Source organism: Nonomuraea rubra, assembly GCF_014207985.1.
Classification (GTDB): domain Bacteria; phylum Actinomycetota; class Actinomycetes; order Streptosporangiales; family Streptosporangiaceae; genus Nonomuraea; species Nonomuraea rubra.
The window spans coordinates 4286689-4311365 of the sequence record NZ_JACHMI010000001.1; the positions used below are offsets into that span (position 1 = coordinate 4286689).

General features: G+C 71.3%; 22 protein-coding genes. 15 read left to right on the forward strand and 7 right to left on the reverse strand.

The window, feature by feature from the left end:
* Positions 1-94: 94 nt before the first annotated feature.
* The 3 genes from HD593_RS19565 to HD593_RS19575 are packed head-to-tail and all read left to right on the forward strand — an operon-like array spanning position 95 to position 1890.
* Positions 95-685 (forward strand): D-glycero-alpha-D-manno-heptose-1,7-bisphosphate 7-phosphatase, encoded by a 591-nt coding sequence (locus HD593_RS19565; RefSeq protein WP_312903554.1) that lies wholly within the window; start codon positions 95-97, stop codon positions 683-685.
* Positions 682-1602 carry a glycosyltransferase gene (locus HD593_RS19570; RefSeq protein ID WP_185103512.1) on the forward strand — a complete coding sequence of 307 codons (921 nt, stop codon included), beginning with the start codon at positions 682-684 and terminating at the stop codon, positions 1600-1602. The genes HD593_RS19565 and HD593_RS19570 overlap by 4 nt, the downstream gene beginning before the upstream one ends.
* Positions 1603-1632: 30 nt before the next feature.
* Positions 1633-1890 (forward strand): WhiB family transcriptional regulator, encoded by a 258-nt coding sequence (locus HD593_RS19575; protein ID WP_434094575.1) that lies wholly within the window; start codon positions 1633-1635, stop codon positions 1888-1890.
* Positions 1891-1995: 105 nt separating this feature from the next.
* Here the strand turns inward: HD593_RS19575 and HD593_RS19580 are convergent, their stop codons facing one another.
* Positions 1996-2484 (reverse strand): peptide deformylase, encoded by a 489-nt coding sequence (locus HD593_RS19580; protein ID WP_185103513.1) that lies wholly within the window; start codon positions 2482-2484, stop codon positions 1996-1998.
* Positions 2485-2714: 230 nt separating this feature from the next.
* Here HD593_RS19580 and HD593_RS19585 point away from each other — a divergent pair, with 230 nt between their 5' ends.
* The gene (locus HD593_RS19585) at positions 2715-3881 is read left to right on the forward strand and encodes a uroporphyrinogen-III synthase (RefSeq protein ID WP_185103514.1); all 1167 of its coding nucleotides are present in this window, start codon (positions 2715-2717) and stop codon (positions 3879-3881) included.
* Between the two features lie 100 nt (positions 3882-3981).
* The gene (locus HD593_RS19590) at positions 3982-4701 is read left to right on the forward strand and encodes a sirohydrochlorin chelatase (protein WP_185103515.1); all 720 of its coding nucleotides are present in this window, start codon (positions 3982-3984) and stop codon (positions 4699-4701) included.
* Positions 4702-4911: 210 nt separating this feature from the next.
* Here HD593_RS19590 and HD593_RS19595 read toward each other — a convergent pair whose 3' ends face one another.
* The 3 genes from HD593_RS19595 to HD593_RS19605 all read right to left on the reverse strand — a co-directional run bounded on the left by HD593_RS19595 (position 4912) and on the right by HD593_RS19605 (position 7608).
* On the reverse strand, positions 4912-5187 hold the full coding sequence (locus HD593_RS19595) for a TetR/AcrR family transcriptional regulator C-terminal domain-containing protein (RefSeq protein WP_185103516.1): 276 nt from the start codon (positions 5185-5187) through the stop codon (positions 4912-4914).
* A gap of 459 nt (positions 5188-5646) precedes the next feature.
* Positions 5647-6501 carry a PAC2 family protein gene (locus tag HD593_RS19600; RefSeq protein ID WP_185103517.1) on the reverse strand — a complete coding sequence of 285 codons (855 nt, stop codon included), beginning with the start codon at positions 6499-6501 and terminating at the stop codon, positions 5647-5649.
* Positions 6502-7149: 648 nt separating this feature from the next.
* Positions 7150-7608, reverse strand: coding sequence for a universal stress protein (locus tag HD593_RS19605; RefSeq protein ID WP_185103518.1), 459 nt, complete (start codon positions 7606-7608; stop codon positions 7150-7152).
* Between the two features lie 130 nt (positions 7609-7738).
* On the opposite strand from HD593_RS19605, the gene metH reads away from it, so the two are divergent.
* The 8 genes from metH to HD593_RS19645 all read left to right on the forward strand — a co-directional run bounded on the left by metH (position 7739) and on the right by HD593_RS19645 (position 18740).
* Positions 7739-11203 carry a methionine synthase gene (gene metH / locus HD593_RS19610; protein ID WP_185103519.1) on the forward strand — a complete coding sequence of 1155 codons (3465 nt, stop codon included), beginning with the start codon at positions 7739-7741 and terminating at the stop codon, positions 11201-11203.
* Positions 11204-11280: 77 nt separating this feature from the next.
* The gene (locus tag HD593_RS19615; protein WP_185103520.1) at positions 11281-11925 is read left to right on the forward strand and encodes an HAD family hydrolase; all 645 of its coding nucleotides are present in this window, start codon (positions 11281-11283) and stop codon (positions 11923-11925) included.
* Positions 11926-12027: 102 nt separating this feature from the next.
* A complete protein-coding gene (locus HD593_RS19620; RefSeq protein ID WP_185103521.1) occupies positions 12028-12537 on the forward strand; it encodes a cellulose synthase in 510 nt (169 codons plus the stop codon).
* Between the two features lie 237 nt (positions 12538-12774).
* Positions 12775-13767: an ABC transporter permease gene (locus HD593_RS19625; protein WP_185103522.1), complete on the forward strand. Its 993-nt coding sequence runs from the start codon at positions 12775-12777 to the stop codon at positions 13765-13767.
* 49 nt (positions 13768-13816) lie between these two features.
* A complete protein-coding gene (locus tag HD593_RS19630) occupies positions 13817-15583 on the forward strand; it encodes an ABC transporter substrate-binding protein (protein ID WP_185103523.1) in 1767 nt (588 codons plus the stop codon).
* Positions 15584-15679: 96 nt separating this feature from the next.
* Positions 15680-16693 (forward strand): ABC transporter permease, encoded by a 1014-nt coding sequence (locus tag HD593_RS19635; protein WP_185103524.1) that lies wholly within the window; start codon positions 15680-15682, stop codon positions 16691-16693.
* Entirely contained in the window at positions 16690-17715 is a 1026-nt protein-coding gene (locus HD593_RS19640; protein ID WP_185103525.1) for an ABC transporter ATP-binding protein, read from the forward strand. Before HD593_RS19635 ends, HD593_RS19640 begins: the two co-directional genes overlap by 4 nt.
* A gap of 32 nt (positions 17716-17747) precedes the next feature.
* On the forward strand, positions 17748-18740 hold the full coding sequence (locus HD593_RS19645) for an ABC transporter ATP-binding protein (RefSeq protein WP_221525949.1): 993 nt from the start codon (positions 17748-17750) through the stop codon (positions 18738-18740).
* Positions 18741-18788: 48 nt separating this feature from the next.
* Here the strand turns inward: HD593_RS19645 and HD593_RS19650 are convergent, their stop codons facing one another.
* From HD593_RS19650 to HD593_RS19660, 3 genes are all read right to left on the reverse strand, one after another.
* The gene (locus HD593_RS19650; RefSeq protein WP_185103527.1) at positions 18789-19472 is read right to left on the reverse strand and encodes a response regulator; all 684 of its coding nucleotides are present in this window, start codon (positions 19470-19472) and stop codon (positions 18789-18791) included.
* The gene (locus HD593_RS63460) at positions 19469-20665 is read right to left on the reverse strand and encodes a sensor histidine kinase (RefSeq protein WP_185103528.1); all 1197 of its coding nucleotides are present in this window, start codon (positions 20663-20665) and stop codon (positions 19469-19471) included. The genes HD593_RS19650 and HD593_RS63460 overlap by 4 nt, the downstream gene beginning before the upstream one ends.
* A gap of 73 nt (positions 20666-20738) precedes the next feature.
* Entirely contained in the window at positions 20739-21599 is an 861-nt protein-coding gene (locus HD593_RS19660; RefSeq protein ID WP_185103529.1) for a RecB family exonuclease, read from the reverse strand.
* Between the two features lie 115 nt (positions 21600-21714).
* Here HD593_RS19660 and HD593_RS19665 point away from each other — a divergent pair, with 115 nt between their 5' ends.
* Both HD593_RS19665 and HD593_RS19670 read left to right on the forward strand, forming a co-directional pair.
* A complete protein-coding gene (locus HD593_RS19665; RefSeq protein WP_312903555.1) occupies positions 21715-22851 on the forward strand; it encodes a site-2 protease family protein in 1137 nt (378 codons plus the stop codon).
* A gap of 342 nt (positions 22852-23193) precedes the next feature.
* A complete protein-coding gene (locus HD593_RS19670; protein WP_185103530.1) occupies positions 23194-24660 on the forward strand; it encodes an FHA domain-containing protein in 1467 nt (488 codons plus the stop codon).
* The last annotated feature ends 17 nt before the right edge of the window (positions 24661-24677 follow it).

Below are 24677 nucleotides of genomic sequence, written 5' to 3' on the forward strand. Positions count from 1 at the left end.
AAACAGGCGTCAGCGCCTGCGGTTGGTCACTGTAAGTAGTTGTTTGCCAGGGCAGGCGCCGGGTAGCTGCCGGACAGCGCGACGGAGGTGAAAGGTGTTCGAAAAGCGACGTCCCGGCGCCGTGCTCTTCGACCGGGACGGGACCTTGATCAGGGATGTGCCGTACAACGGCGATCCGGACCTCGTGGAGCCCATGCCGGGCGCGATCGAGGCGCTGGGCAGGCTCAGACGCGCCGACGTCCCGGTGGCCGTGGTCACCAACCAGTCGGGCGTCGCCAAGGGCCTGCTGTCCCCTGACGACATGGACCAGGTGAACGCCAAGGTGGAGGAGCTGCTCGGCCCGTTCGACGCGTGGGCGATCTGCGTGCACGACGACGCCGACGGCTGCACCTGCCGCAAACCCGCGCCCGGGCTCGTGATCAGAGCCGCCGCCGTGCTCGACGTCAGCCCCCGCGACTGCGTGGTCGTGGGCGACATCGGACGCGACATGGAGGCCGCCAGAGCCGCCGGCGCCAGGGGCATCCTCGTCCCGACGCAGGAGACGCTGCGGGAGGAGATCCGGCAGGCCGCCGAGGTCGCCGACGACCTCATCGACGTCGTGGACCGCGTGCTGAGCGACGCCGAGGGCCCCGTGCCGGCCGCGGCGGCGCCCTGGGCCCGCGCGATGGGCTGGAGCCGCTGGTGAGGATCCTCATCTGGCACGTGCACGGCTCGTGGACCAGCGCGTTCATCCGGGGGTCCCACGAGTACCTGCTGCCGCTCGTTCCCGGCCGTGGTCCCGATGGCCGGGGACGGGCGGCCACCTACGACTGGCCGGAACGCGCCCGCGAGGTGCCCTGGGACCGGCTCCGAGACGAGCCCGTGGACGTCGTCGTCCACCAGCGCCCGCACGAGCTGGACCTGGCCCGCGAGTGGCTCGGCCGCGACGTGCCCGGCGTGTACGTCGAGCACAACACGCCCGCCGGCGACGTGCCCCGCACCCGCCACCCCCTCGCCGGCCAGAGCGACATCACGCTCGTGCACGTCACCCACTTCAACGAGCTGTACTGGGACAACGGCCGCGCCCCCACCCGCGTCATCGAGCACGGCATCCCCGACCCCGGCCACCTCTACACGGGCGAGCTGCCCAGGGCCGGCGTCGTGGTCAACGAGCCCGTGCGCCGCACCAGGGTCGCCGGGACCGACCTGCTGCCCCGCTTCGCCGAACGGGTGCCGCTCGACGTGTTCGGCATGAAGGTGGACGGGCTGCCGTACGGCACCCACGAGGACCTGCCGCAGCACGTCATGCACGCCGAGCTGGCCCGCAGGCGCGTCTACCTGCACCCCTACCGGTGGACCTCGCTCGGCCTGGCCCTGATCGAGGCCATGACGCTCGGCATGCCCGTGGTCGCGCTCGCCGCCACCGAGGCCATCGAGGCGGTGCCGCCCGAGGCGGGCGTGCTGTCCACGAAGGTGGACGTGCTGGCCGGCGCGCTGCACGCCTTCGCCGGCGACCCGGAGCGCGCGAGCCAGGCCGGCAAGGCCGCCAGGGCCGCCGCCCTGTCGCGGTACGGGCTCGACAGATTCCTCGCCGACTGGGACGCGCTGCTCAGCGAGGTATGACGCCCGGAGCGATGGGTAGGCGCGAAGAGCATGATGATGATGCTCGACTGGACCCGCAGGGCAGCCTGCCTCGACCTGGACCCCGAGTTGTTCTTCCCGATCTCCATGGAGGGTCCGAGCCAGTCGCAGGTCGAGCGGGCCAAACACGTGTGTGACGGCTGTCCCGTGCGGGAGCCGTGCCTGGAGTACGCGCTGAGCACCAGGCAGGCGTACGGCGTCTGGGGCGGCACCGATCCCGGCCAGCGGCGTGAGCTCGCCCTGCGGGCCGAGGCCGCCGCCCGGCACTAGAGCCCCGCCGCCGGCGGACAGGCGCCGATGCGACTGCCCGGCCACCGGCGGGCAGGCGTCCCCGGCACCGCCCTGCCGCCCATGGGCAGGCACTCCCGGGAGTGCTCAGCCACCGGCGGGCAGGGCCTCGGCGAGGAACCGTTCGCGCTCGGCCGCCTCGAGGTGGTCGCTGAACAGCACCCCGTCGAGATGATCGGCCTCGTGCTGCAGCACCCTCGCCAGCACCCCGAGCGCCCGCACCGTGACCGGCTTGCCGAACATGTCGCGGCCACGCGCCGTGACCATGTAGGAGCGTTCCAGTGGCCACCACACGCCGGGCGCCGACAGGCACGCCTCGTCCGCGGTCACCTTGCGCTCCGACAGCTCCAGCCGCGGGTTGACCAGGTGGCCCGACTTGCCGTCGTAGGAGTAGACCACCACCCGCACCGGCTCCCCGACCTGCGGCGCCGCCAGCCCGGCCCGCCCCGGCACCGCCCGCATGGTCGCGGTCAGCGACTTGACCAGCCGTCTCAGCTCCCGATCGAAATCCTGGATCGGCGCCGCGACCGAGCGGAGCACCGGATCATCGAACATGCGAATTGGCCGGATCGTCACCCGCAACTCCCCGATAGGCCGCGATCGTCACGATGAACGCTTCCCTGGAGTGCGCCCCGCCAATCGCGAAGGTCAGGCCTTGTAGCACAGCGGTAACAGAAGAGACCCAGTGGTGAAACCACCCGAAAGCAGTATCGGAGGGTGATCTCACTTGCGTCACACGCGCCTGTGATGCCTGGCCGGGTGCTCGGGGCCCGGCCAGGCCTCTTCGACTACCAGGAGGTGCAGGCATGAGCGCGCTTCCCCTCGAGGGCGGCTCCTCCCCGGAGACGGCGCCCGACGCCCTGGCGGGCTTCACCATCGGCGTCACCGCGACCAGACGGCGCGAGGAGTTCGGGGCGCTCCTGGAGCGCCGCGGCGCGCGCGTGGTCAGCGCCCCCGCCATCCGGCTCGTCCCGCTGGCCGAGGACGCCGACCTGCTCGCCGCCACCCGGCAGAGCCTGGAAGGGCCGCTGGACGACGTCGTGGTCACCACCGGCGTCGGCTTCCGCGGCTGGATGGCCGCCGCCGAGGGCTGGGGCCTGTCCGCCGACCTGGGCGAGCACCTGTCCGGAGCCCGCCTGCTCACCCGCGGCCCCAAGGCCAGGGGAGCGGTGCGCGCCGCCGGCCTCAACGACCACTGGACCCCCTCGACCGAGTCGTGCAACGAGGTCAAGGAGTACCTCCTGGCCCAGGACCTGCGCGGGCGGCGCATCGCGGTGCAGCAGCACGGCGAGCCGCTCAGCGACTTCGTGGCCGCGCTGCGCGAGGCCGGGGCCGAGGTGATCGAGATCCCGGTCTACCGGTGGCTGCCGTACCGCGACATCTCGCCGCTGCGCCGCCTGATCAGCCAGACCATCTCCGGCTCCGTGGACGCGGTCGCCTTCACCAGCGCGCCCGCCGTGCACGCCATGCTCGGCGCCGCCAGGTCGGAAGGGCTGGAGGAGTCGCTGCTGGCCGCGTTCGGCGGGCCGGTCGTGGCCGCCTGCGTCGGGCCCGTCACGGCCGAGCCGCTCGCCTCGCGCGGCGTCCCCACCCTCCAGCCGGACCGCTCCCGCCTCGGCGCGCTGGCCCGCGCCCTGGCCCGCCACCTGCCCGAGCACGGCGTCACCCGCCTCACGGCCGGTGACCACCGGCTCGAGATCCGCGGCCACGCCGTGGTCGTGGACGGCGAGCTGCGCCCGCTGCCGCCCGCCCCCATGGCGGTGCTCAAGCGCCTGGCCGACAAGCCGGGGCACGTCGTGTCGCGGGCCGACCTGCGTACGGTGCTGCCGGGCAGCGTCGCCCGCGACTCGGCCGAGCACGCCGTCGAGATGGCCATCACCCGGCTGCGCCGCGCCCTCGGGCCCAGCGGCATCGTCGAGACCGTGGTCAAGCGCGGCTACCGGCTCGCCTGCCAGTACGAGGCAGGCCTTTGATCCCCGGCGCCCCGCACCACCACCATCATCACCACGAGGAGAACACCATGCCCTGGGGCACCACGCTGCCCGGACGCGGCAGGCGCGCCGGAGTGAGCCGGTGACGCCCGCACTCGTCCTGGCCGCACACGGGACGCGCAGCCCCGAGGGGGAGCGGACCCTGTCGGCACTGGCGGACACGGTCCGCCGGGCCCGCCCCGGGCAGCGCGTTGAGCTGAGCTACCTGGAGATCAGCTCGCCCCTCCTGGCGGAGGTCCTGCCCGCGGTCCCCGGGCCGGTGGTCGTGGTGCCGCTGCTGCTGGCGGGCGGCTACCACGTGCACATCGACCTGCCCGAGGTCCTCGCCGAGCACCGCCCGGACGCGGTGGTGGCCGGCTGGCTCGGCCCGCACCGGCTGCTGACCTCGGCGCTGGCGCGCAAGCTGGCGCGGGCGGGCCTGCGCTCCACGGACGCCGTCCTGCTCGGCGCCGCCGGCTCGTCCGACCCCTCGGCACTCGCCGACGTGCGCGCCGCCGCCCACCTGCTCGCCGTACGCCTGGCGCGCCCGGTCACGGCCGCCTTCGCCTCGGCGGGCACGCCGTCGCTGGAGGAGGCCATGGAACGGCTCGGCTCGACGCCTGCCGCCCGCGTGGCCGTCGCCTCGTACGTGCTGGCGCCCGGCTTCTTCCACGATCGCCTCGCCTCGGTGGGCGCCGGCCTGGTCAGCGGCCCGCTGGGCGCGGACCCGGACGTGGCGGCCCTCATCTGGCACCGCTACGACCAGGCCCTGCACCACCACCACACCACCATCACCGAACCCCAGCCCGCACGCCACGCCTGACCCGAGCTCATCGTCCCAGCCCCCGGCCGCCGGACTCACCGATTCCGGGAGCTGGGGCGGCGCCGGGTGCGGCGGCGGCGCGGGGCACGGTGCCGAGGCGGGGCACGGCGGCGCGCCGGGCGGCGGTTCGCCGGGCAGCGTTCACCTCGCGGCGTTCACCTCGCGGCGTTCACCTCGCAGCGCTCGCCGGGCCGTGATCCGGCCCGCTGGTCAGGCGGGCTGGGGGACGGGCTCCAGCCGCAGCTCCCGTACGATCTCGCGGGCGCTGACCTCACGGGCGGGCCCGGCGTCCGCGCCGACGAACATCTCGATGTAGGCCCGATGGAAGCAGCCCGCGACCAGCAGCCGCGCGCTCGCCTCCGGGTCCACGTCGGCCCGCACCCGCCCCAGCCGCTGCTCGGCCGCCAGGTACGCGGCCAGCGGCGCGGTCTCCGTGCGCGGCCCGAGCCCGTTGTCGCGGATGGCCTGGCGGAAGCGGACGGTCACGTTCGGAGAGGTGAAGGCGGGCAGTGCCGCACTTTGTACATCTATGTAGTAGTCAATCCCCGCACGAGCGATTGGTAGAAGATTGTCCGATACGGACTCTTTTCCGATGCGGTGGGAGAGATCGTGGAGAATGCTCAGCCAGAGTGGGAGCCGGTCCTGCAGCAGGGCGAGGAAGTAGTCCACCGATCCGCCGGTGCGGTCCTCCCTGAGCGAGACGGCCATCTGGAGGACCCGCTGCCTGGTGTCCTGGCTCCTGTGGTGCGGGTCTACGTGGGGTGTCGCCATGGCATGCCTAACGTGCGCGGTCAGTTGAGCAGGCATCACGTGCGAAGCCGACGTCCCGGACGATCCCGGGAGTTATGGATGCTTAAATCTTGGATCCCAACTTGGTGCAAACTTATACGGGTTCCCGATTATTACCCGAAAGCGGGAAAAGATGTCGAACCTAATCCCTGAAGGTTAGCTGTCAGTGTCGCGATCTCTACGCCGCAGGTAGCGCTCGAACTCGGCCGCGATCGCATCGCCGCTGGCCTCCGGCAGCTCGGCCGCGTCCTTGCGCTCCTCCAGCTCCTTGACGTACTCGGCCACCTCGCTGTCCTGCGAGGCCAGCTCGTCCACGCCGCGCTCCCAGGCCCGGGCCTCCTCGTCGAGGTCGCCCAGCGGCATCGGGATCTCCAGCACGTCCTCCAGCCGGCGCAGCAGCGCGAGCGTCGCCTTGGGGTTGGGCGGCTGGGCCACGTAGTGCGGCACCGACGCCCACAGCGAGATCGCGTCCAGCCCGGCCTTGCCGAACGAGTGCTGCAGCACCCCCACGATGCCCGTCGGGCCCTCGTAGCGGCTCAGCTCCAGGTTCGTCGAGCGGGCCAGGCCCGCGTTGGTCGCCCCGCCCAGGATCGGCACGGGACGGGTGTGGGGCGAGTCGTTGAGCAGCGCGCCGAGCATCACGGCCAGCTCGATGCCCAGCTCGCGGCAGATGTAGATGATGTCGTCGCAGAACGAGCGCCAGCGCATGTTGGGCTCGATGCCGCGCAGCAGCACGACGTCGCGCTCCACGCCCGGAGGACGGGCGCGCAGCAGCCGCGTGGTCGGCCACACGATCGACTGGGTCAGCCCGTCGCTCATCTCCACCACGGGCCTGGTGACCTGGAAGTCGTAGTAGTCGTCGGGGTCGAGCGCGATGAGCGGCTCGGCCTTCCACGCCGACTCGAGGTGGGCGATCACACCGCTGGAAGCCTCGCCCGCGTCGTTCCACCCCTCGAACGCGGCAATGAGCACCGGGTCGACGAGCTCGGGGAGCCCTTCGAGCTCTATCACGTGTCGCCTCCTCTCTCCATCGTCCCGCTAAGCCTATGCGGTAAGCAGGCATCGCCGTCACCGATCTCTCCCCGAACGCCGCCCGGCACGCGCCTCCGGAACGGCCGAGGTGGCGGGGGAGCGGGGCGGCCCGGCGGCACGTGATCGCGGGACCGGCGGCGCCGTACAGTCCCGAACGCCGCCCAACGCCTGGTGAACGGCCCGCCGGCCCATCCCCGGCGGGCCCGCGCCCGCCCCGCACGGGCGTGTCGGCCAACCGCCGCACCCCGCCCACCCGTGCCACCACCCCGCGCCGGAGCCGCCGCCGTTCGCGCCCCGCGAACTCGTCGGCACACCGCGCCTACGGCCCGCACCCTCGCCGCAGCGCTGCGGAGCCGACCAGCCCGCGCCCTCGGCGCGGCGCTGCGGAGCCGAGGAGCCCGCGCCCTCGGCGCGGCGCTGCGGAGCCGAGGAGCCCGCGCCCTCGGCGCGGCGCTGTGGCGCCGACCCGTGCACTCTGGGGCGCGCCGCGCGACCGCTCGCGCGCGGCGTGGTGCTGTCGGGCCGGCAGGCGTGCTCGGCGGCGCGCTGTGCGGCTGGCGCGCCGTGCGGCTGGCGCGCGGAAGCCGCCGGCGGCCGCGTCGCCGCCCCGGAGCGCGAAGGGCCCGCTCAGCGCCCCCCGGCCGTCGTATGGACGATGAGAACGTCGCACGACGCCCGGTGCGTCACCCCCGACGGCACCGACCCCAGCAGCCGCCCCGCCAGGCTGTTGAGCCCCCGGTTGCCCACCACGAGCAGATCGGCCCCGTGCCGCGAAGCCAGCGACACCAGCACGTCCACCGCCTCCCCCTGCTCGGCCGCCAGCAGCACCTCCGGCGCCCCCGCCGCCACGGCGTGCTCGCGGGCCGCCCGCAGCGCGTCGTCGGCCGGGGTGGAGCCGCTCACCTTGTACGCCAGCTCCCCGAGCCGGTCGGCGGCCGCGGCCCGCGTGCTCTCCCGCATGGGCAGGTACGCGCACGCCAGCACGAGCGTGGCGCCGGTGGCCGCGGCCAGGGAGGCGGCGGCCGTGACGGCGCGGAAGGAGGAGGCGGAGCCGTCGGTGCCGACGAGGACGGTGCGGTAGGCCATACGAGCCCCCAATTGGACGCCACGTACAATTGACGCCTCGTACGATAGCGTTTATCGCAGGATGCGGGAAAAGGCCCACCCGCGCCCGCGCCCGAGCAGCGCTCGAGGCGCACCCGATAAGCTCTACCCCATGAGCATCTCCCCGACCTTCAGAGAAGTGTTGGCCCAGCGTGTGATCGTCGCCGATGGAGCGATGGGCACGATGCTCCAGGCCCAGGACCCGACGATCGACGACTTCCACGGGCACGAGGGCTGCAACGAGGTGCTCAACGTCACCCGCCCCGACATCGTGCGCGGCGTGCACGACGCCTACTTCGCCGTCGGCGTCGACTGCGTGGAGACCAACACCTTCGGCGCCAACCTGGCCGCGCTCGGCGAGTACGACATCTCCGACCGTGTCTTCGAATACTCCGAGGCCGGCGCCAGGATCGCGCGCGAGGCCGCCGACCACTGGGCCACGCCCGACCAGCCGCGCTTCGTGCTCGGTTCCATGGGCCCCGGCACCAAGCTGCCCACCCTCGGCCACCTGCCGTACGCGAGCCTGCGCGACGCCTACCGCGACAACGCGGCCGGCCTGATCGCCGGCGGCGCCGACGCGCTGATCATCGAGACGTGCCAGGACCTGCTGCAGGTCAAGGCGGCCGTCGTCGGCGCCAGGCGGGCCATCGAGGACGCCGGCCGCGACATCGTGATCATCGCGCAGGTGACTATCGAGACCAACGGCGCGATGCTGCTCGGCTCCGAGATCGGCGCGGCGCTCACCGCGATCGAGCCGCTCGGCGTCGACATCATCGGCCTCAACTGCGCGACGGGCCCGGCGGAGATGAGCGAGCACCTGCGCTACCTCGCCCGCCACTCCCGGCTCAAGCTGTCCTGCATGCCCAACGCCGGCCTGCCCGTGCTGACCGCCGACGGCGCGTACTACCCGCTGTCGGCAGGGGAGCTGGCCGAGGCCCACCGGACCTTCACCCGCGACTACGGCCTGTCCCTGGTCGGCGGCTGCTGCGGCACCACGCCCGAGCACCTGCGCCAGGTCGTCGAGGGCGTGCGCGGCAAGGAGCCCGCCCAGCGCCGCCCGCACCCCGAGCCGGGCGCCTCCTCGCTCTACCAGACCGTCCCGTTCCGGCAGGACACCTCCTACCTGGCCATCGGCGAGCGCTGCAACACCAACGGCTCCAAGGCCTTCCGCGAGGCCATGCTGGAGGGCCGGTGGGACGACTGCGTCGAGACGGCCCGCGACCAGGCCCGCGACGGCGCCCACATGCTCGACCTGTGCGTCGACTACGTCGGCCGCGACGGCGTGGCCGACATGAAGGAGCTGGCCTTCCGCTTCGCCACCGCCTCCACGCTGCCGATCATGCTCGACTCGACCGAGCCCGCGGTGCTGCAGGCCGGCCTCGAGATGCTGGGCGGGCGCGCCGCGGTCAACTCCGTCAACTACGAGGACGGCGCCGGCCCCGACTCCCGCTTCCAGAAGATCATGCGGCTGGTGCGCGAGCACGGCTCGGCCGTGGTCGCCCTGACCATCGACGAGGAGGGCCAGGCCCGCACCGCCGACCACAAGATCCGCGTCGCCACCCGCCTGGTGGAGGACCTGACCGCCAACTGGGGCATGCGGGTCGAGGACATCATCGTCGACTGCCTGACCTTCCCCATCGCCACGGGCCAGGAGGAGACCAGGCGCGACGGCCTGGAGACCATCGAGGCCATCCGCGAGCTCAAGCGCCGCTACCCGGGCGTGCAGACCACGCTGGGCCTGTCCAACATCAGCTTCGGCCTCAACCCGGCCGCCCGCATGGTGCTCAACTCGGTGTTCCTCAACGAGTGCGTCAACGCCGGGCTCGACTCCGCGATCGTGCACGCCTCCAAGATCCTGCCGATGGCGCGCATCCCCGACGAGCAGCGCCAGGTCGCGCTCGACATGGTCTACGACCGCCGCCGCGAGGGCTACGACCCGCTGCAGAAGTTCATGGACCTGTTCGAGGGCGTGGACGCCGCCGCCATGCGCGCCGGCAAGGCCGAGGAGCTGGCCGCGCTGCCGCTGTGGGAGCGGCTCAAGCGGCGCATCATCGACGGCGAGCGCAAGGGCCTGGAGGCCGACCTCGACGCCGCCCTGGCGCAGCGCCCCGCCCTGGAGATCATCAACGAGGTGCTGCTCGACGGCATGAAGACGGTCGGCGAGCTGTTCGGCTCCGGCCAGATGCAGCTGCCGTTCGTGCTCCAGTCGGCCGAGGTGATGAAGACCGCCGTCGCCTACCTCGAGCCGCACATGGAGCGCGTCGAGGGCGAGACGAAGGGCCGCATCGTGCTGGCCACCGTCAAGGGCGACGTGCACGACATCGGCAAGAACCTCGTCGACATCATCCTGTCCAACAACGGCTACCAGGTCGTCAACCTCGGCATCAAGCAGCCCGTCTCGGCCATCCTCGAGGCCGCCGACGAGCAGAAGGCCGACGTCATCGGCATGTCCGGGCTGCTGGTGAAGTCCACGGTCATCATGAAGGAGAACCTGGAGGAGATGAACTCCAGGGGCCTGTCGGAGAAGTACCCGGTGCTGCTCGGCGGCGCCGCGCTGACCCGCGCCTACGTCGAGCAGGACCTGGCCGAGCTGTTCGAGGGCGAGGTGCGCTACGCCCGCGACGCGTTCGAGGGGCTGCGGCTGATGGACGCGTTCATGGCCGTCAAGCGCGGCGTGCAGGGCGCGACGCTGCCGCCGCTGCGCGAGCGGCGCGTCAAGACCGGCGCGACGCTCGTCCGCACGCCCGTCGAGGAGCTGCCCGCCCGCTCCGACGTGGCCGCCGACAATCCGGTCCCGCGCGCGCCGTTCCACGGCGACCGCGTGGTCAAGGGCATCTCGCTGAACGAGTACGCCGCCTTCCTCGACGAGCGGGCCCTGTTCCTCGGCCAGTGGGGGCTCAAGCCCACCAGGGGCGGCGACGGGCCCGGCTACGAGGAGCTGGTCGAGACCGAGGGCCGGCCGCGGCTGCGCATGTGGCTGGAGCGCATGCAGACCGAGGGCCTGCTGGAGGCGGCCGTCGTCTACGGCTACTTCCCGTGCGTCGCCGACGGCGACTCGCTGATCATCCTGGACGACGACGGCAGCGAGCGCACCCGCTTCACCTTCCCGCGCCAGCGCCGCGACCGGCACCTGTGCCTGTCCGACTTCTTCCGCGGCAAGGACACCGGCGAGGTCGACGTGGTCGGCTTCCAGGTGGCCACGATGGGCGCGAAGATCTCCGAGGCCACGGCCGAGCTGTTCGCCAAGGACGCCTACCGCGACTACCTGGAGCTGCACGGCCTGTCGGTGCAGCTCACCGAGGCGCTGGCCGAGTACTGGCACGCCCGGGTCCGCTCGGAGTGGGGCATCGGCGGCGAGGAGTCGCTCGACGACATGCTGAAGGTCAACATCCAGGGCTGCCGCTACTCCTTCGGCTACCCGGCCTGCCCGAACCTGGAGGACCAGAAGCAGCTGTTCGAGCTGCTCGCGCCCGAGCGCATCGGGGTGACCCTGTCGGAGGAGTTCCAGCTCCACCCCGAGCAGGCCACCTCGGCGCTGGTCGCCCACCACCCGGAGGCCAAGTACTTCAACGTCTGACAGCAGACGTCCCGCCCGCCCGCCGTTCAGCCCGGACAACCATCATGGCGGGTGGCAGCACCGATCGGGGGGCAGGAATGCAAGCGGTTTTCTTCGACATGGACGGCCTGCTGGTCGACAGCGAGCGCGTCTGGCTGCGGATCGAGACCGAGGTGATGGCCAGGCTCGGCGCCGAGTGGACGCCCGAGCACCAGGTCCACCTGGTGGGCGGCTCGATGGAGCGCACCGTCGACTACATGCTGGCCGTCTCGGGCGCCGCCGTGCCGCCGGAGACCGTGCGTGAGTGGATGGTCACCGGCATGGTGAGCCGGCTGACCGCCGGGGTGCACGTCATGCCTGGTGCGTCCGAGCTGCTCGACGGCCTGCGCGCCGAGGGGGTGCCGGTGGGGCTGGTCACCTCCTCGCTGAAGGAGATCGCCGACGCGGTGCTCAAGAGCGTCGGCCGGGACCGCTTCGACGTCGTGGTCACCGCCGACGACGTGACCCGTACCAAGCCGGACCCGGAGCCGTACCTGACGGCCGCCCGGCTGCTCGGCGTGCAGCCGGTGCGGTGCGTGGTCCTGGAGGACTCCCCGAACGGCGTGGCCGCCGCGACCGCGGCCGGCTGCGCCGTCGTGGCCGTGCCGAGCCTGCTGCCGATCGAGCCGGCGGCCGGCCGCCTGGTGGTCCCGTCCCTGACGGAGGTCGGGGTCGCCGATCTCAGGGATCTTCTGCCGTCCTGACGCGTTACCCCTAAGGGAAATGTGGTTCTCGCGGAGGAGGCGGACGAGCCTCCGCGTGCCAGGATGGAGGGCACGAGCGAGCGATGACGAGGGGGCGGCGAGATGGGTAACTTCGAGGCGATCGCCTGGCTGCCGCTGTGCGCCGGCGTGACCATCGCCGGGCTGGCGCTGGCCTTCCTGGCCTTCAGGCGCAGGGGAGCGGCCGCGGGCCTGCGGGTGACGGCGTGGGCGCTGCTGCCGGTCGCGGCCTACCTCACGGGCGCGCTGCAGGCCCTGTGGCGGATCGGCACCACCGTGGTGGGCTTCGTGACCGGCCTGGTGTTCAACCCGTCCGTGTGGGCCGGCGTGGCCGTGGCGGGGCTGTCGGTGGTGCTGTTCGTGGTGTCGGGCGTGATGCGCGGCAGGCGGCTGTCGCTCAGCCGCAAGAAGAAGAGCGACGACGGCGGCGCGCCGGCCCAGGGCGGGCCCGCCAAGCAGGCCCCCGCCGCTGCCAAGCCGCAGCAGGCGGCGGGCAGGCCGCAGCAGCCGGCCGTCTCCCAGAAGCCGGCGAGCAAGGGCGAGGACGACTTCTCCGACATCGAGGAGCTCCTCAAGCGGCGCGGCATCAGCTGATCCACTTGCCGGAGGTCTTTGTGTCACGGTTCCGAGACGCAACCGGAACCTGTTCAGGACATTCGTTCAAGATCGATACGAATCAGTTTCGCAACAATCACAGATTAGCCACATAGCGGCCTGAGGGACTAGTCATAGCAGCTCAGGCCATAGATTCTGCCTCCTGAGGTCCGCGAGTCGGGTCTACAGTAACCACGCGTTAAGACAGCGTTGTCTTGTACCAGGGGGCATCTCGGCATGACCGCACCGCTAGACGTTTCCGGTTCCGCGGCGGAGGCACATCCGGAGTCGGTGCTCAAGGGAGCGGGCAAGGCCATCCAGGGCCGATCGCTGACGAGGATCGCGTGGATGCGCCTGCGCCGCGACAAGGTGGCACTCGGCGGTGGCGTCGTCGTGCTCCTGCTGATCCTCGTGGCGATCTTCTCCACGCCGATCATCTCCCTGTTCGGGCACCCGCCGCTGGAGTTCCACCAGGACCAGATCGATCCGAACACGCTGCTGCCCGCGGGCGACTTCGGTGGCATGGGCAGCGAGTACCTGCTCGGCGTCGAGCCGGTCAACGGGCGCGACATCTTCAGCCGGATCGTCGCCGGCGCCTGGATCTCGCTGCTGATCGGCTTCCTCGCCACCATGGTGTCGGTGATCATCGGCACCGTCATGGGCGTCGTCGCCGGCTACTTCGGCGGCTGGGTCGACCAGGTCATCGGCCGCATCATGGACGTCTTCCTGGCCTTCCCCCTGCTGGTGTTCGCCATCGCGCTGGTGGGCGTCATGCCCAACGAGGGGTTCGGGCTCCAGGGCGACGGCCTGCGCATCGCCATGCTGATCTTCATCATCGGCTTCTTCAGCTGGCCCAGCATCGGCCGCATCGTGCGCGGCCAGACGCTCTCGCTGCGCGAGCGCGAGTTCGTCGACGCCGCCAGGAGCCTCGGCGCGCGCCACGGCTACATCCTGTTCCGCGAGGTGCTGCCGAACCTGATCGCGCCGATCCTCGTGTACGCGACCCTGCTCATCCCGACCAATATCCTCTTCGAGGCGGCGCTGTCCTTCCTCGGCGTCGGCATCAACCCGCCCACCCCGACCTGGGGTGGCATGCTCTCCGAGGCGGTCCGCTTCTACACGCTGCCCCACTTCGTGCTCTTCCCGGGTCTGGCGATCTTCATCACCGTCCTGGCGTTCAACCTGTTCGGCGACGGACTCCGGGACGCCTTCGACCCTCGGGCACACTGAGCCCGCCAACGCTTCATCCCCCGCATCCCACTCACCAAGGGGTTAGTCAATGAGAAGGAAACACGCACTGGCAGGAGCCGCGACAGCGGCGCTCGCCTTGGTGCTCTCCGCCTGTGGCGGCGGAGGTGGCGGCACTCCCAGCCAGCCCGCCCAGTCGGCGGCGGGCGGCGCCGCGCAACCCGTGGCGAACGCCGCCCTGACGCAGGTGTGGAACCCGTCCACGAAGAAGGGCGGGACGCTCAAGGCGGCCCACTCCTCCGACTGGGACAGCCTCGACCCTGCCGACACGTACTACGGCTACTCGTTCAACTTCGGCCGGTTCTACTGGCGGACGCTGACGATGTACAAGCCGGGTCCCGGCCCCGAGGGCAACACGGTCGTCCCGGACCTCGCCGAAGGGCTCGGCCAGCCCAGCCCCGACGGCAAGACGTGGACGTACAAGCTCAAGAGCGGCCTGAAGTTCGAGGACGGCTCGCCGATCACCGCCAAGGACGTGGCGTACGCGGTGGCCCGCTCCTTCGACAAGGAGACCTTCACGCACGGCCCCTCCTACCTCAACGAGCTGCTCGCGTGGCCGGAGGACTTCAAGGGCGTCTACAAGACCCCTGACGTGGACTACAAGTCGGCGGTCGAGGCCACCGACGACAGCACGGTCGTCTTCCACCTGAAGAAGCCGTTCGCGTCGATGGACTACGTCGTCCAGATGCCGATGACGGCTCCGGTGCCGCAGGCGAAGGACACGGGCGCCAAGTACAAGGAGAAGGTCGTCTCCTCGGGCCCGTACAAGTTCGAGACGAACGAGATCGGCAAGCGCTTCACCCTGGTCCGCAACGACCAGTGGGACCCGGCGACGGACCCGAACCGTCCCGCGCTGCCGGACCGCATCGAGGTCCAGCTCAACGTCAACGCGGACGACCTGGACAACCAGCTCATCTCGGGCAGCGTCCAGCTCGACATCCCCGGCACCGGCATGCAGCCCGCCGCACTCGGCAAGGTCCTGCCGGACCCGGCGCTGAAGGCTCGTACGGACAACCCGACGATCCCCAGGCTCTGGTACGTGTCGGTCATCCCCGAGACCAAGCCGCTGGACAACCTCGACTGCCGCAAGGCCGTCATGTGGGCCGCCGACCGCGTCGCCAACCAGACCGCCTACGGAGGCCCGGTGGCCGGTGGCGAGATCGCCACGAACGTGATGCCGCCGCCCATCGTCGGCCAGGAGAAGTTCGACCTGTACGCCACCCCCGAGAACAAGGGTGACGTGGCCAAGGCCAAGGAGGCGCTCGCCGCCTGTGGCCAGCCGAACGGCTTCACCACGAACATGTCGTTCCGCTCCGACCGCCCGCGCGAGAAGGCGCTGGCCGAGGCGATGCAGCAGGCGCTGGCCCGTGTCGGCATCAAGCTGGAGCTCAAGGGCTTCCCGGCCTCCAGCTACTTCTCCGACTACGCGGGTAACGTGAACTACGTCAAGGAGAACGGCATCGGCCTGGCCACCCACGGCTGGGGCTCCGACTGGCCCGACGGTTACGGCTTCATGCAGGCCATCGTCGACAGCCGTACCATCCGCGACGCCGGCAACTACAACCTCAGCGTCAAGAACCCCGAGGTCGACAAGCTGATCGACCAGGCTTCCGCCGAGCTCGACGCCACGGCCCGCGCCAAGCTGTGGGTCGAGGTCGACAAGAAGGTCATGGAGGACGCCTCCATCCTTCCGGTGGTGTGGGCCAAGTCGCTGCTGATGCGCGGCCAGGGCGTGACGAACCTCGCCTACAACGAGGGCCAGAGCATGTACGACTACGTCATGCTCGGCGTCCAGTGACGCGTCCCATCACTGGACCAGGTTCGGGGATCTAGCGAAGGCAGGTGAAGGCAGGAGTGGCCCGCCCGCGGCGGGCGGGCCACTCGGCCGACAGCGGTGGTCACATACATCATCAGGCGTCTGATCGGCGCCTTCGCCATGCTGATCGTGATCAGCATGGTCACCTTCGGCATCTTCTTCGTGGTGCCGCAGTGGGCGGGGGCGACACCCGAGGCCCTCGCCTCGCGTTACGTCGGGCGCGCGGCCACGCCGGAGACCGTGGCACTGGTCGCGGAGCGGCTCGGCTTCAACGACCCGGTGGTCGTGCAGTACGGCAGGTTCGTCAAGGGCCTGTTCGCGGGCGCCGAGTACGACTACGGCGCCGGCGTCGAGCAGTGCCCCGCGCCCTGCTTCGGCTACTCCTTCATCAGCGGCCAGCCCGTCTGGCCCGACCTGGTGGACCGCATGCCGGTGACCTTCTCGCTGGCCATCGGCGCCGCGATCCTGTGGGTGCTGGGCGGCGTCAGCGTCGGCGTGCTGTCCGCGCTGCGCAGAGGCAGCATCTTCGACCGGATCTCGATGGGCACCGCCCTCGCCGGCGTGTCCCTGCCGATCTTCTTCACCGGCATGATCTCCCTGGTCGTCTTCAGCTACGGCCTCGGCTGGACCCCGCCCGGCGGCGCCTGGACGGACTTCACCGTCAATCCCGCCCAGTGGGCCTACAACCTGCTGCTGCCGTGGATCACGCTGGCGTTCCTGTTCGCCGCGACGTACGCGCGGCTGACCCGCGCGGGCATGCTGGAGACGATGGGCGAGGACTACATCCGCACCGCCAGGGCCAAGGGCCTGCGCGAGAACCAGGTCGTGACCAAGCACGGCCTGCGCGCCGCGCTCACGCCGATCCTGACCCTGTTCGGCATCGACTTCGGCCTGCTCATCGGCGGCGCCATCCTCACCGAGACCACCTATACTCTGCCCGGGCTCGGCCAGTTCGCCATCCTGGCGATCAGGAACCAGGACCTGCCCCAGGTCATGGGTGTCGTGCTCGTCGCCGCGATGTTCGTGGTGGTCGCGAGCCTGGTCGTCGACCTCCTGTACGCCGTGGTCGACCCGAGGGTGAGGTTGTCATGAGCTTCCTTGACGTCAAGGACCTGAAGATCCATTTCCCGACCGACGACGGTCTGGTCAAGTCCGTCGACGGCCTGTCGTTCGGCGTCGAGCGCGGCAAGACGCTGGGCATCGTCGGCGAGTCGGGCTCCGGCAAGAGCGTGACCAGCCTCGGCGTGCTCGGCCTGCACAAGGGCGGCCGCGCCAGGCTCTCCGGCGAGATCTGGCTCGACGGTGAGGAGCTCATCGGCGCCTCCGCCGAGCACGTGCGCAAGCTGCGCGGCAAGAAGATGGCGATGATCTTCCAGGATCCGCTGTCGTCGATGCACCCGTTCTACACGGTCGGCCACCAGATCATCGAGGCGTACCGGATCCACAACAACGTCTCCAAGCAGGTCGCCCGCAAGCACGCCGTCGACATGCTCGGCCGGGTCGGCATCCCCGAGCCGCAGCGCCGCGTCGACGCCTACCCGCACGAGTTCTCCGGCGGCATGCGCCAGCGCGCCATGATCGCCATGGCGCTGTCGTGCGATCCCGAGCTGCTGATCGCCGACGAGCCCACCACCGCGCTCGACGTGACCGTGCAGGCCCAGATCCTCGACCTCATGCGCGACCTGCAGCGCGAGTTCAACTCCGCGCTCATCATCATCACCCACGACCTGGGCGTCGTCGCCGAGCTGTCCGACGACATCCTGGTCATGTACGGCGGCAAGTGCGTCGAGTACGGCACCACCGACGACATCTTCTACCGCCCCGAACACCCCTACACGTGGGGCCTGCTGGGCTCGATGCCCCGCCTGGACCGCGAGCCCACCGACCGCCTCATGCCGATCAAGGGCTCCCCGCCGTCGCTGATCAACGTGCCGTCCGGCTGCGCCTTCCACCCGCGCTGCCCGTACGCGGAGAAGACCGGCGGCAAGGACAGGACCGAGGTACCCGTCCTGGCCGAGACCGAGGGCGGCCACCTGGTGCGCTGCCACCTCGACAAGGCCGAACGGCGGGACCTGTGGGAGAACGAGATCAAGCCAGCGCTGGAGACTCAGTGAGCGACAACGAGCCGCTTCTTTCCGTGCACAACATGGAGAAGCACTTCCCCGTCACCAAGGGCCTGCTCAAAAGGCAGGTCGGCGCCGTCAAGGCGGTCGACGGCATCGACTTCGAGGTGTTCAAGGGCGAGACGCTCGGCCTGGTGGGGGAGTCCGGCTGCGGCAAGTCCACCACCGGACGGCTGGTGACCAGGCTCCTCGAACCCACCGCCGGCAAGATCATCTTCGAGGGTGAGGACATCACCCACATGTCGCAGGGCCGCCTCAGGCCGCTGCGCCGCGACATGCAGATGATCTTCCAGGACCCCTACTCGTCGCTCAACCCCCGGCACACGGTCGGCGCGATCGTCGGCGCGCCCTTCCGCATCCAGGGCGTCAAGACCGAGAACGGCATCAAGAAGGCCGTCCAGGACATCCTTGAGCTGGTCGGGCTCAACCCCGAGCACTACAACCGCTACCCGCACGAGTTCTCCGGCGGGCAGCGCCAGCGCATCGGCATCGCCCGCACCCTCGCGCTCAAGCCCAAGCTGATCATCGCCGACGAGCCCGTCTCCGCGCTCGACGTGTCCATCCAGGCCCAGGTCGTCAACCTGCTCGAAGACCTGCAGAACGAGCTGGACCTGACCTACGTCGTCATCGCCCACGACCTGTCGGTGGTACGGCACATCAGCGACCGCGTCGCCGTCATGTACCTCGGCAAGATCGTCGAGATCGCCGAGCGCAAGCGGCTGTACGAGTCGCCCATGCACCCGTACACCAACGCGCTGCTGTCCGCCGTGCCCGTGCCCGACCCGAAGTCGCGCAAGGACCGCGAGCGCATCCGGCTCGTCGGCGACGTGCCCAGCCCGCTCAACCCGCCGCCCGCGTGCCGCTTCCACACCCGCTGCTGGAAGGCGCAGGACATCTGCAAGCAGGTCGAGCCGCCGCTGGCGGAGCTGGCCGACGGCCACCGGGTGGCCTGCCACTTCCCGGAGAACGCCCCCGAGCAGGCGACGCCGAGCAGCCCTGCCGTCACGACAGGCTGAAACCGGCCGGCGTCACGACAGGCTGAATCCTGACGGCGCCGGGCGTCGTCAGGAGATGGCGCCCGGCGTGATCAGCCCCGTCTCGTAGGCCAGCACCACCGCCTGCACGCGGTCACGCAGCCCCAGCTTGGTCAGCACGTTGCCGACGTGCGTCTTCACCGTCGTCTCGCTCACCACGAGCTTGGCCGCGATCTCCGCGTTCGACATGCCCTTGGCGATGAGCCGCAGCACCTCCAGCTCCCGCTCGGTCAGCCGGTCCAGCCGGGCGGGCGCCGCCTGCTCGTACGCCGACGGCAGCCGCGCCGCGAACCGGTCCAGCAGCCGCCGCGTCACGCTCGGCGCCACGATCGCGTCGCCCGCCGCCACCACCCGGATCGCCTGCACCAGCTCGTCCGGCGGCACGTCCTTCAGCAGGAACCCCGACGCCCCGGAGCGCAGCGCCTCCACGATGTACTCGTCGAGGTCGAACGTCGTCAGCACCAGCACCTTCGGCACGTGCGCCGACGGCGCCGCCTCCCGCACGATCCTGCGGGTCGCCTCGATGCCGTCGACCCCGGGCATCCGGATGTCCATCAGCACCACGTCGGGCAGCAGCGCCCTCGTCTGCTCCTGCGCGTCCTTGCCGTCGCCCGCCTGGCCCACCACCGTGATGTCGGGCTCGGCCTCGAGTATCAGGCGGAAACCGGTACGCAGCAGCGGCTGGTCGTCCACCAGCAGCACTCTGATCGTCATTGGCCGTCCTTCAACGGGAGCCTCGCCCGCACTTCGAAACCGCCCCCCGGTAGCGGACCGATGTTGAGGATTCCACCATAGAGGGCCACCCGCTCTCGAATGCCCACCAAACCATGCCCTGGCGGCGACGACAGCTCCATCTCCTGTGCCGCGCCCCGCCCGTCGTCCTCCACCCGCACGTCCAGCTCGTACGGCTCGTACCGGACCGTCACCACCGCCTCCGCCCCCGCGCCCGCGTGCCGCAGGCTGTTGGTCAGCCCCTCCTGGACCAGCCGGTACGCCGCCAGGTCGACGCCCGCGGGCAGCGCCACCGGCTCGCCCTCCACCAGCAGCCGCGTCGGCAGCCCCGCCTCCCGCATCTGCTCCACCAGCGACGGCAGATCCCGCACCCCCGGCTGCGGCCCCAGCTCCGCCCGCGCGTCGGCCCTGGTGTCGGTACGCAGCACGCCCACGATGTTACGCATCTCCGCCATCGCCAGCCGCCCCGTGTGCTCGATCGCCGACAGCGCCTCCCGCGCCAGGTCGGGATCGGAGGCCAGCACCCGCCGCGCGGCCGCCGCCTGCACCGTCATCACGCTCACGTGGTGCGCCACCACGTCGTGCAGCTCCCGCGCGATCCGCGACCGCTCCTCCGCCCGCGCCGCCCGCGTGTCGGCCGCGTGCGCCCGCTCCAGCCGCGCCGCCCGGTCCTTCAGCTCCTCCAGGTACGCCCGCCGCAACCGCAGGCTCCGGCCCGCCCCCCACACCGCCACCAGCACCACGGCGGTCACCACGTACTCGCTCGGGCTGCCCGCCCTGACCGGGCTCGACGCGGCGCCCGCCAGGTACGTCACCAGCGACAGCACCAGCCCCGCCAGCGCGACCGCCAGCCCCCGGTAGGACGCCACCGAATACAGCAGCACGATCCCCGCCAGGCTCGACATGCCGGTGCCGTAGCCGAGCGCGTTGAGCAGCGTCTCCGGCACCAGCCCCGCGCACAGCGCCGACAGCGGCCAGCGGCGGCGCACCGCCACCGGCACCGACGCCGCCACCAGCAGCAGCGCCCCGAACACGTCCGGCTGCCGCATGCCCTCGGCCGGGAACCCCTCGGCCTGCAGCCGATCGGGCCCGTACAGCGCGTACAGCGCCACGGAGGCCGCTGCCACCACCCCGGCGAGCACCGTGTCGTGGAGCCTGCTCCGATCTATGCGCACCGCTTCACTGTAAGACCAGGTGAGAGCCGGGAACCTCCTACTCCGGGAGGATAAGCGGGGCTCTGGAGGGGCTCTAGAGCTCGTCCGTGGCCGCGCGGCGGCTGCTGCGCACCGTGTCGCCCGGCTGACGGTCGGGCACCGGCGGCGGCGTGCCGCCGAACTCCGGGCACAGTGCCTGATGGTCGCACCAGTCGCACAGGCGGCTGCGCCGCGCCCGCCACTCGCCCGTCTCCAGCGACCGCTCGATCGCCGCCCAGAGCGCCATCACCTTGCGCTCGGTGGCCAGCAGATCCGCCTCGTCCGGCGCGTACCGCAGCACCTCGCCCTGCCCGCCCAGGTAGACGAGCTGCAGCAGCCGCGGCACGCTGCCGCGCAGCCGCCACAGCACCAGCGCGTAGAACTTCATCTGGAACAGCGCCTTGGCCTCGAAGTCGGGCCCCGGCGCGCTGCCCGTCTTGTAGTCGACCACCCGGACCTCGCCCGTCGGCGCCACGTCGAGCCGGTCGACGTAACCCCGCAGCATCAGCCCCCCGTCGAGCACCGCCTCCACGTACAGCTCCCGCTCGGCCGGCTCCAGCCGCGTCGGATCCTCCAGCGTGAAGTAGCGCCGCAGCATCTCCCGCGCCTGCCCCAGCCACTGCGCCTGCTCCGCCTCGTCGGCGAACATCCGCGCGTACTGCGGGTCGTCGGCCAGCAGCCGCTCCCACTGCGGCTCCAGCAGCTCCAGCGCCGCCTCCACCGAGCGGCCCGGCGCCGGCAGGTCGTACAGGCGCTCCAGGACCGCGTGCACCACCGTGCCGCGCACCGCCGCCTGCGACGGCTTCTCCGGGAGCTGGTCGATCACCCGGAAGCGATAGAGCAGCGGACACGTCATGAAATCGCCCGCCCGGGACGGGGAGAGAGCTCCGATGATCACCGGCTCGGTCAACGTCATGCACCGCACTCTAGGTCAAGACCCCGACAGAATAACCGCCGCGGAACGAGGATCACGTGATCGGGCGCGTAGCATCAAGGCAGCAACAGCACGTAATGGACGTTCAAGGAGTGCGGTGAGCGAGCAGAGCCCGCGGCAGGAGTCCTCCGGCATCCGGATGGGAAAGCCGTTCGGCATTCCGGTGTACGTCTCGTGGACCTGGTTCCTCGTGGCGGCCTTCATCACCGTCATGTTCGGGCCCCAGATGCGCCAGAGGCTGCCACAGCTCGACGACTTCGCCGCGTACGGGGTGGCGTTCCTGTTCGCGGTGCTGCTGTACATCTCGGTGCTGCTGCACGAGCTGGCGCACAGCGTGCTGGCCAAGGCGTACGGCCTGCCGGTCCGAAGGATCACCCTCTACCTGCTCGGCGGCGTCTCGGAGATCGAGAAGGAGCCGCCCACGCCGGGCAAGGAGTTCATGGTCGCCGCCGCGGGCCCCGCGCTCTCGCTCGGCCTGGGCGGGCTCGGTCTCGCCGCCGACATCTACCTGATCAACAACGGCGGCGTCCTGGAGGTGCTCACCTGGCAGCTCTGGGTCGCCAACCTCATCGTCGGCGTGTTCAACCTGCTGCCCGGGCTGCCGCTCGACGGCGGCAGGATGCTGCGCGCCGGAGTGTGGAAGATCACCAGCAACCCCGGCTCCGGCACCGTCGTGGCCGCCTGGGGCGGGCGCGTCCTGGCCGTGCTGCTCGTGGCGTTCCCGATCGTGAGCATGCTGTCCAGCGGGCAGGAGCTCGACTTCACCAACATCATCTGGCCGCTGGTGCTGGCCTCGTTCATCTGGATGGGCGCCAGCCAGTCGCTGCGCGTCGCCAAGATCAGGGCCAGGATCCCGCAGGTCAACGCGCGCGCCCTGGCCCGCAGGGCGATCCCGGTGACGGCCGAGACACCGCTGTCGGAGGCGCTGCGGCAGGCCGCCGAGCAGCGGGCGGGCGCCCTCGTCGTCGTCGACCACGACGGCACGCCCCTGGCCATCGTCAACGAGGCCGCCGTCCAGGCCACACCCGAGCACCGCCGCCCCTGGGTGAACGTCGGCTCCCTGGCCAAGACCCTCGAACCCCGGATGGTGCTCGACGCCGCCCTGACCGGCGAACCGCTCATCGACGCCATGCGCGAGGCCCCCGGCAGCGAGTACCTGCTGGTCGAGGACGGCGGGCAGATCTACGGCGTGCTCTCCACGGCCGACGTGAACAGGGTTTTCACCGGCGTCTGATTTGTCCCACTCGTTTAACCGGCGGCCCCTCGATAGGGTCGTGTCCAGCAGTTTCGGGTGGCCCGGAGCCGACCCCCGCGATTTCTGCGATGCCACGGCTGGCCGATAGTGTTCTGTTTGGCCAAACTTGCACAGTTAAGGGGTTTGTTGCGGGTCCACCGGTTCACCGAATCGAGACGAGGGGGCCGCGACACGGCCTCGTCGGCTGGGTATGCGTATGGCTGGTGGCCAGCACGGCAGTGCGGGTGCCGTAACAACGCCGGCTTCCGGGGAGGAGAGTTGAGTGACCGAGCGCAGCGAGGGCACCGATGAGCGCAGCACGGTCGTCATGAGGGAGGACGCATGACCGACCAAGGCTTCGGAGTGGTGCGTCCGCTTCCTGGAAATGGGCTGGTCGCCTACGAAGGCGGGCTGCTGCTCGTGTGCGACTCCGCCGAGTCGGCCGCCGACGCCCTGATCGAGGCGCTGCGCGAGACCGCCGCCTCCGGTGGCGACGGCCGGGCGCTGGCCCGCCGTGCCGCGCAGGTCCTCGCCGCCAACATGGCCTCCGACCCCGCCACCTGCGCGGTCGCCGGCCCCGTCGGCGCCGGCGTCGCCGTCCTGGTCAGCGGCTCCGCGTCGGCCACCATCGTCACCTCGGGCGGCGAGACCCGGCTGGCCGGCAGCGACTCCCTCACCTGGGCCGACCGCCTCGTCAGCGGCCCCGTCGAGCGCGTCGAGCTCAGCCTGCCCGGCGCCGGCAGCCCCCATCCCGCCGTCCGCTTCGACGGCGGCATCGTGCACGGCGGCGGCCTCGTCGGCGACCTCACCGGCGAGTTCACCGGCCGGCCCGCGGCCCCCGCCCAGCCCAGGCTGCTGACCAGCGAGCTGCCCGCCACCGGCTTCCACCTCGAACCCGACCTCGTCCAGCCCCAGCAGCAGCAGCCCGTCGAGCGCCCGCCGTACCCGATGGCCGACCAGCCGCCCATCGTGCCCGGCCCGCCCTCCGGCCCCCAGCCCGCGCCGATGGAGCCGCCCGCCTACCACACGCCGCCGGAGGCCCCGCCCCCCTACCTGCCGCCGCAGGAGTCGCCCTACCAGCCCCCGCAGGAGCAGCCGCCGCCGCTGCCCGAGCAGCAGCAGTTCCCCTCCTACGACGAGCCCCCCGCCTCCGGCAACGGCGTCGGCGAGCCGGTCCCGCAGCACCTGGGCCCGCCCGACCACATGGGCCCGCCCGACCACATGGGCCCGCCAGACCACTACGACCCGCCGGCGCCGCCCGTGCTCGGCCCGCCCGACCAGTACGACCACCCGGGCCCGCCGCAGCAGGAGCAGCAGCAGCCCGACCACGGCGACCGCCCGCTGGTCTACGGCGTCGACTGCAAGAACGACCACTTCAACGACCCCCGCGTGCCCTACTGCGCCGTCTGCGGCATCGCCCTGGTGCAGCGCACGCTCGTCCCCTACAAGGGCCCGCGGCCCTCGCTCGGCGTCCTCATCCTCGACGACGGCACCGCGCTGCCCCTGGAGAGCGACTACCTCCTCGGCCGCGACCCCGAACGCGCGCCGGAGGTGGCCGGCGGCACCGCCAGGCCCGCCAAGGTCACCAGCCCGGACGGCTCGGTCTCGCGCCGGCACCTGCGGGTGGCGCTCGACGGGTGGGACGTCAACCTGGTGGACCTGGGCTCCGTCAACGGCACCCAGATCCAGCCGCCCGGTGACCCCAACTTCTACGACATCCCGCCGAACGAGCCCGTCACCATCGCCCCGGGGACCACGGTCCGCGTCGGGGTGTCCCGGACGCTCCGGTTCGAGGCGCACCGGGGGTAGCAGGTCCTGCGTCGGCC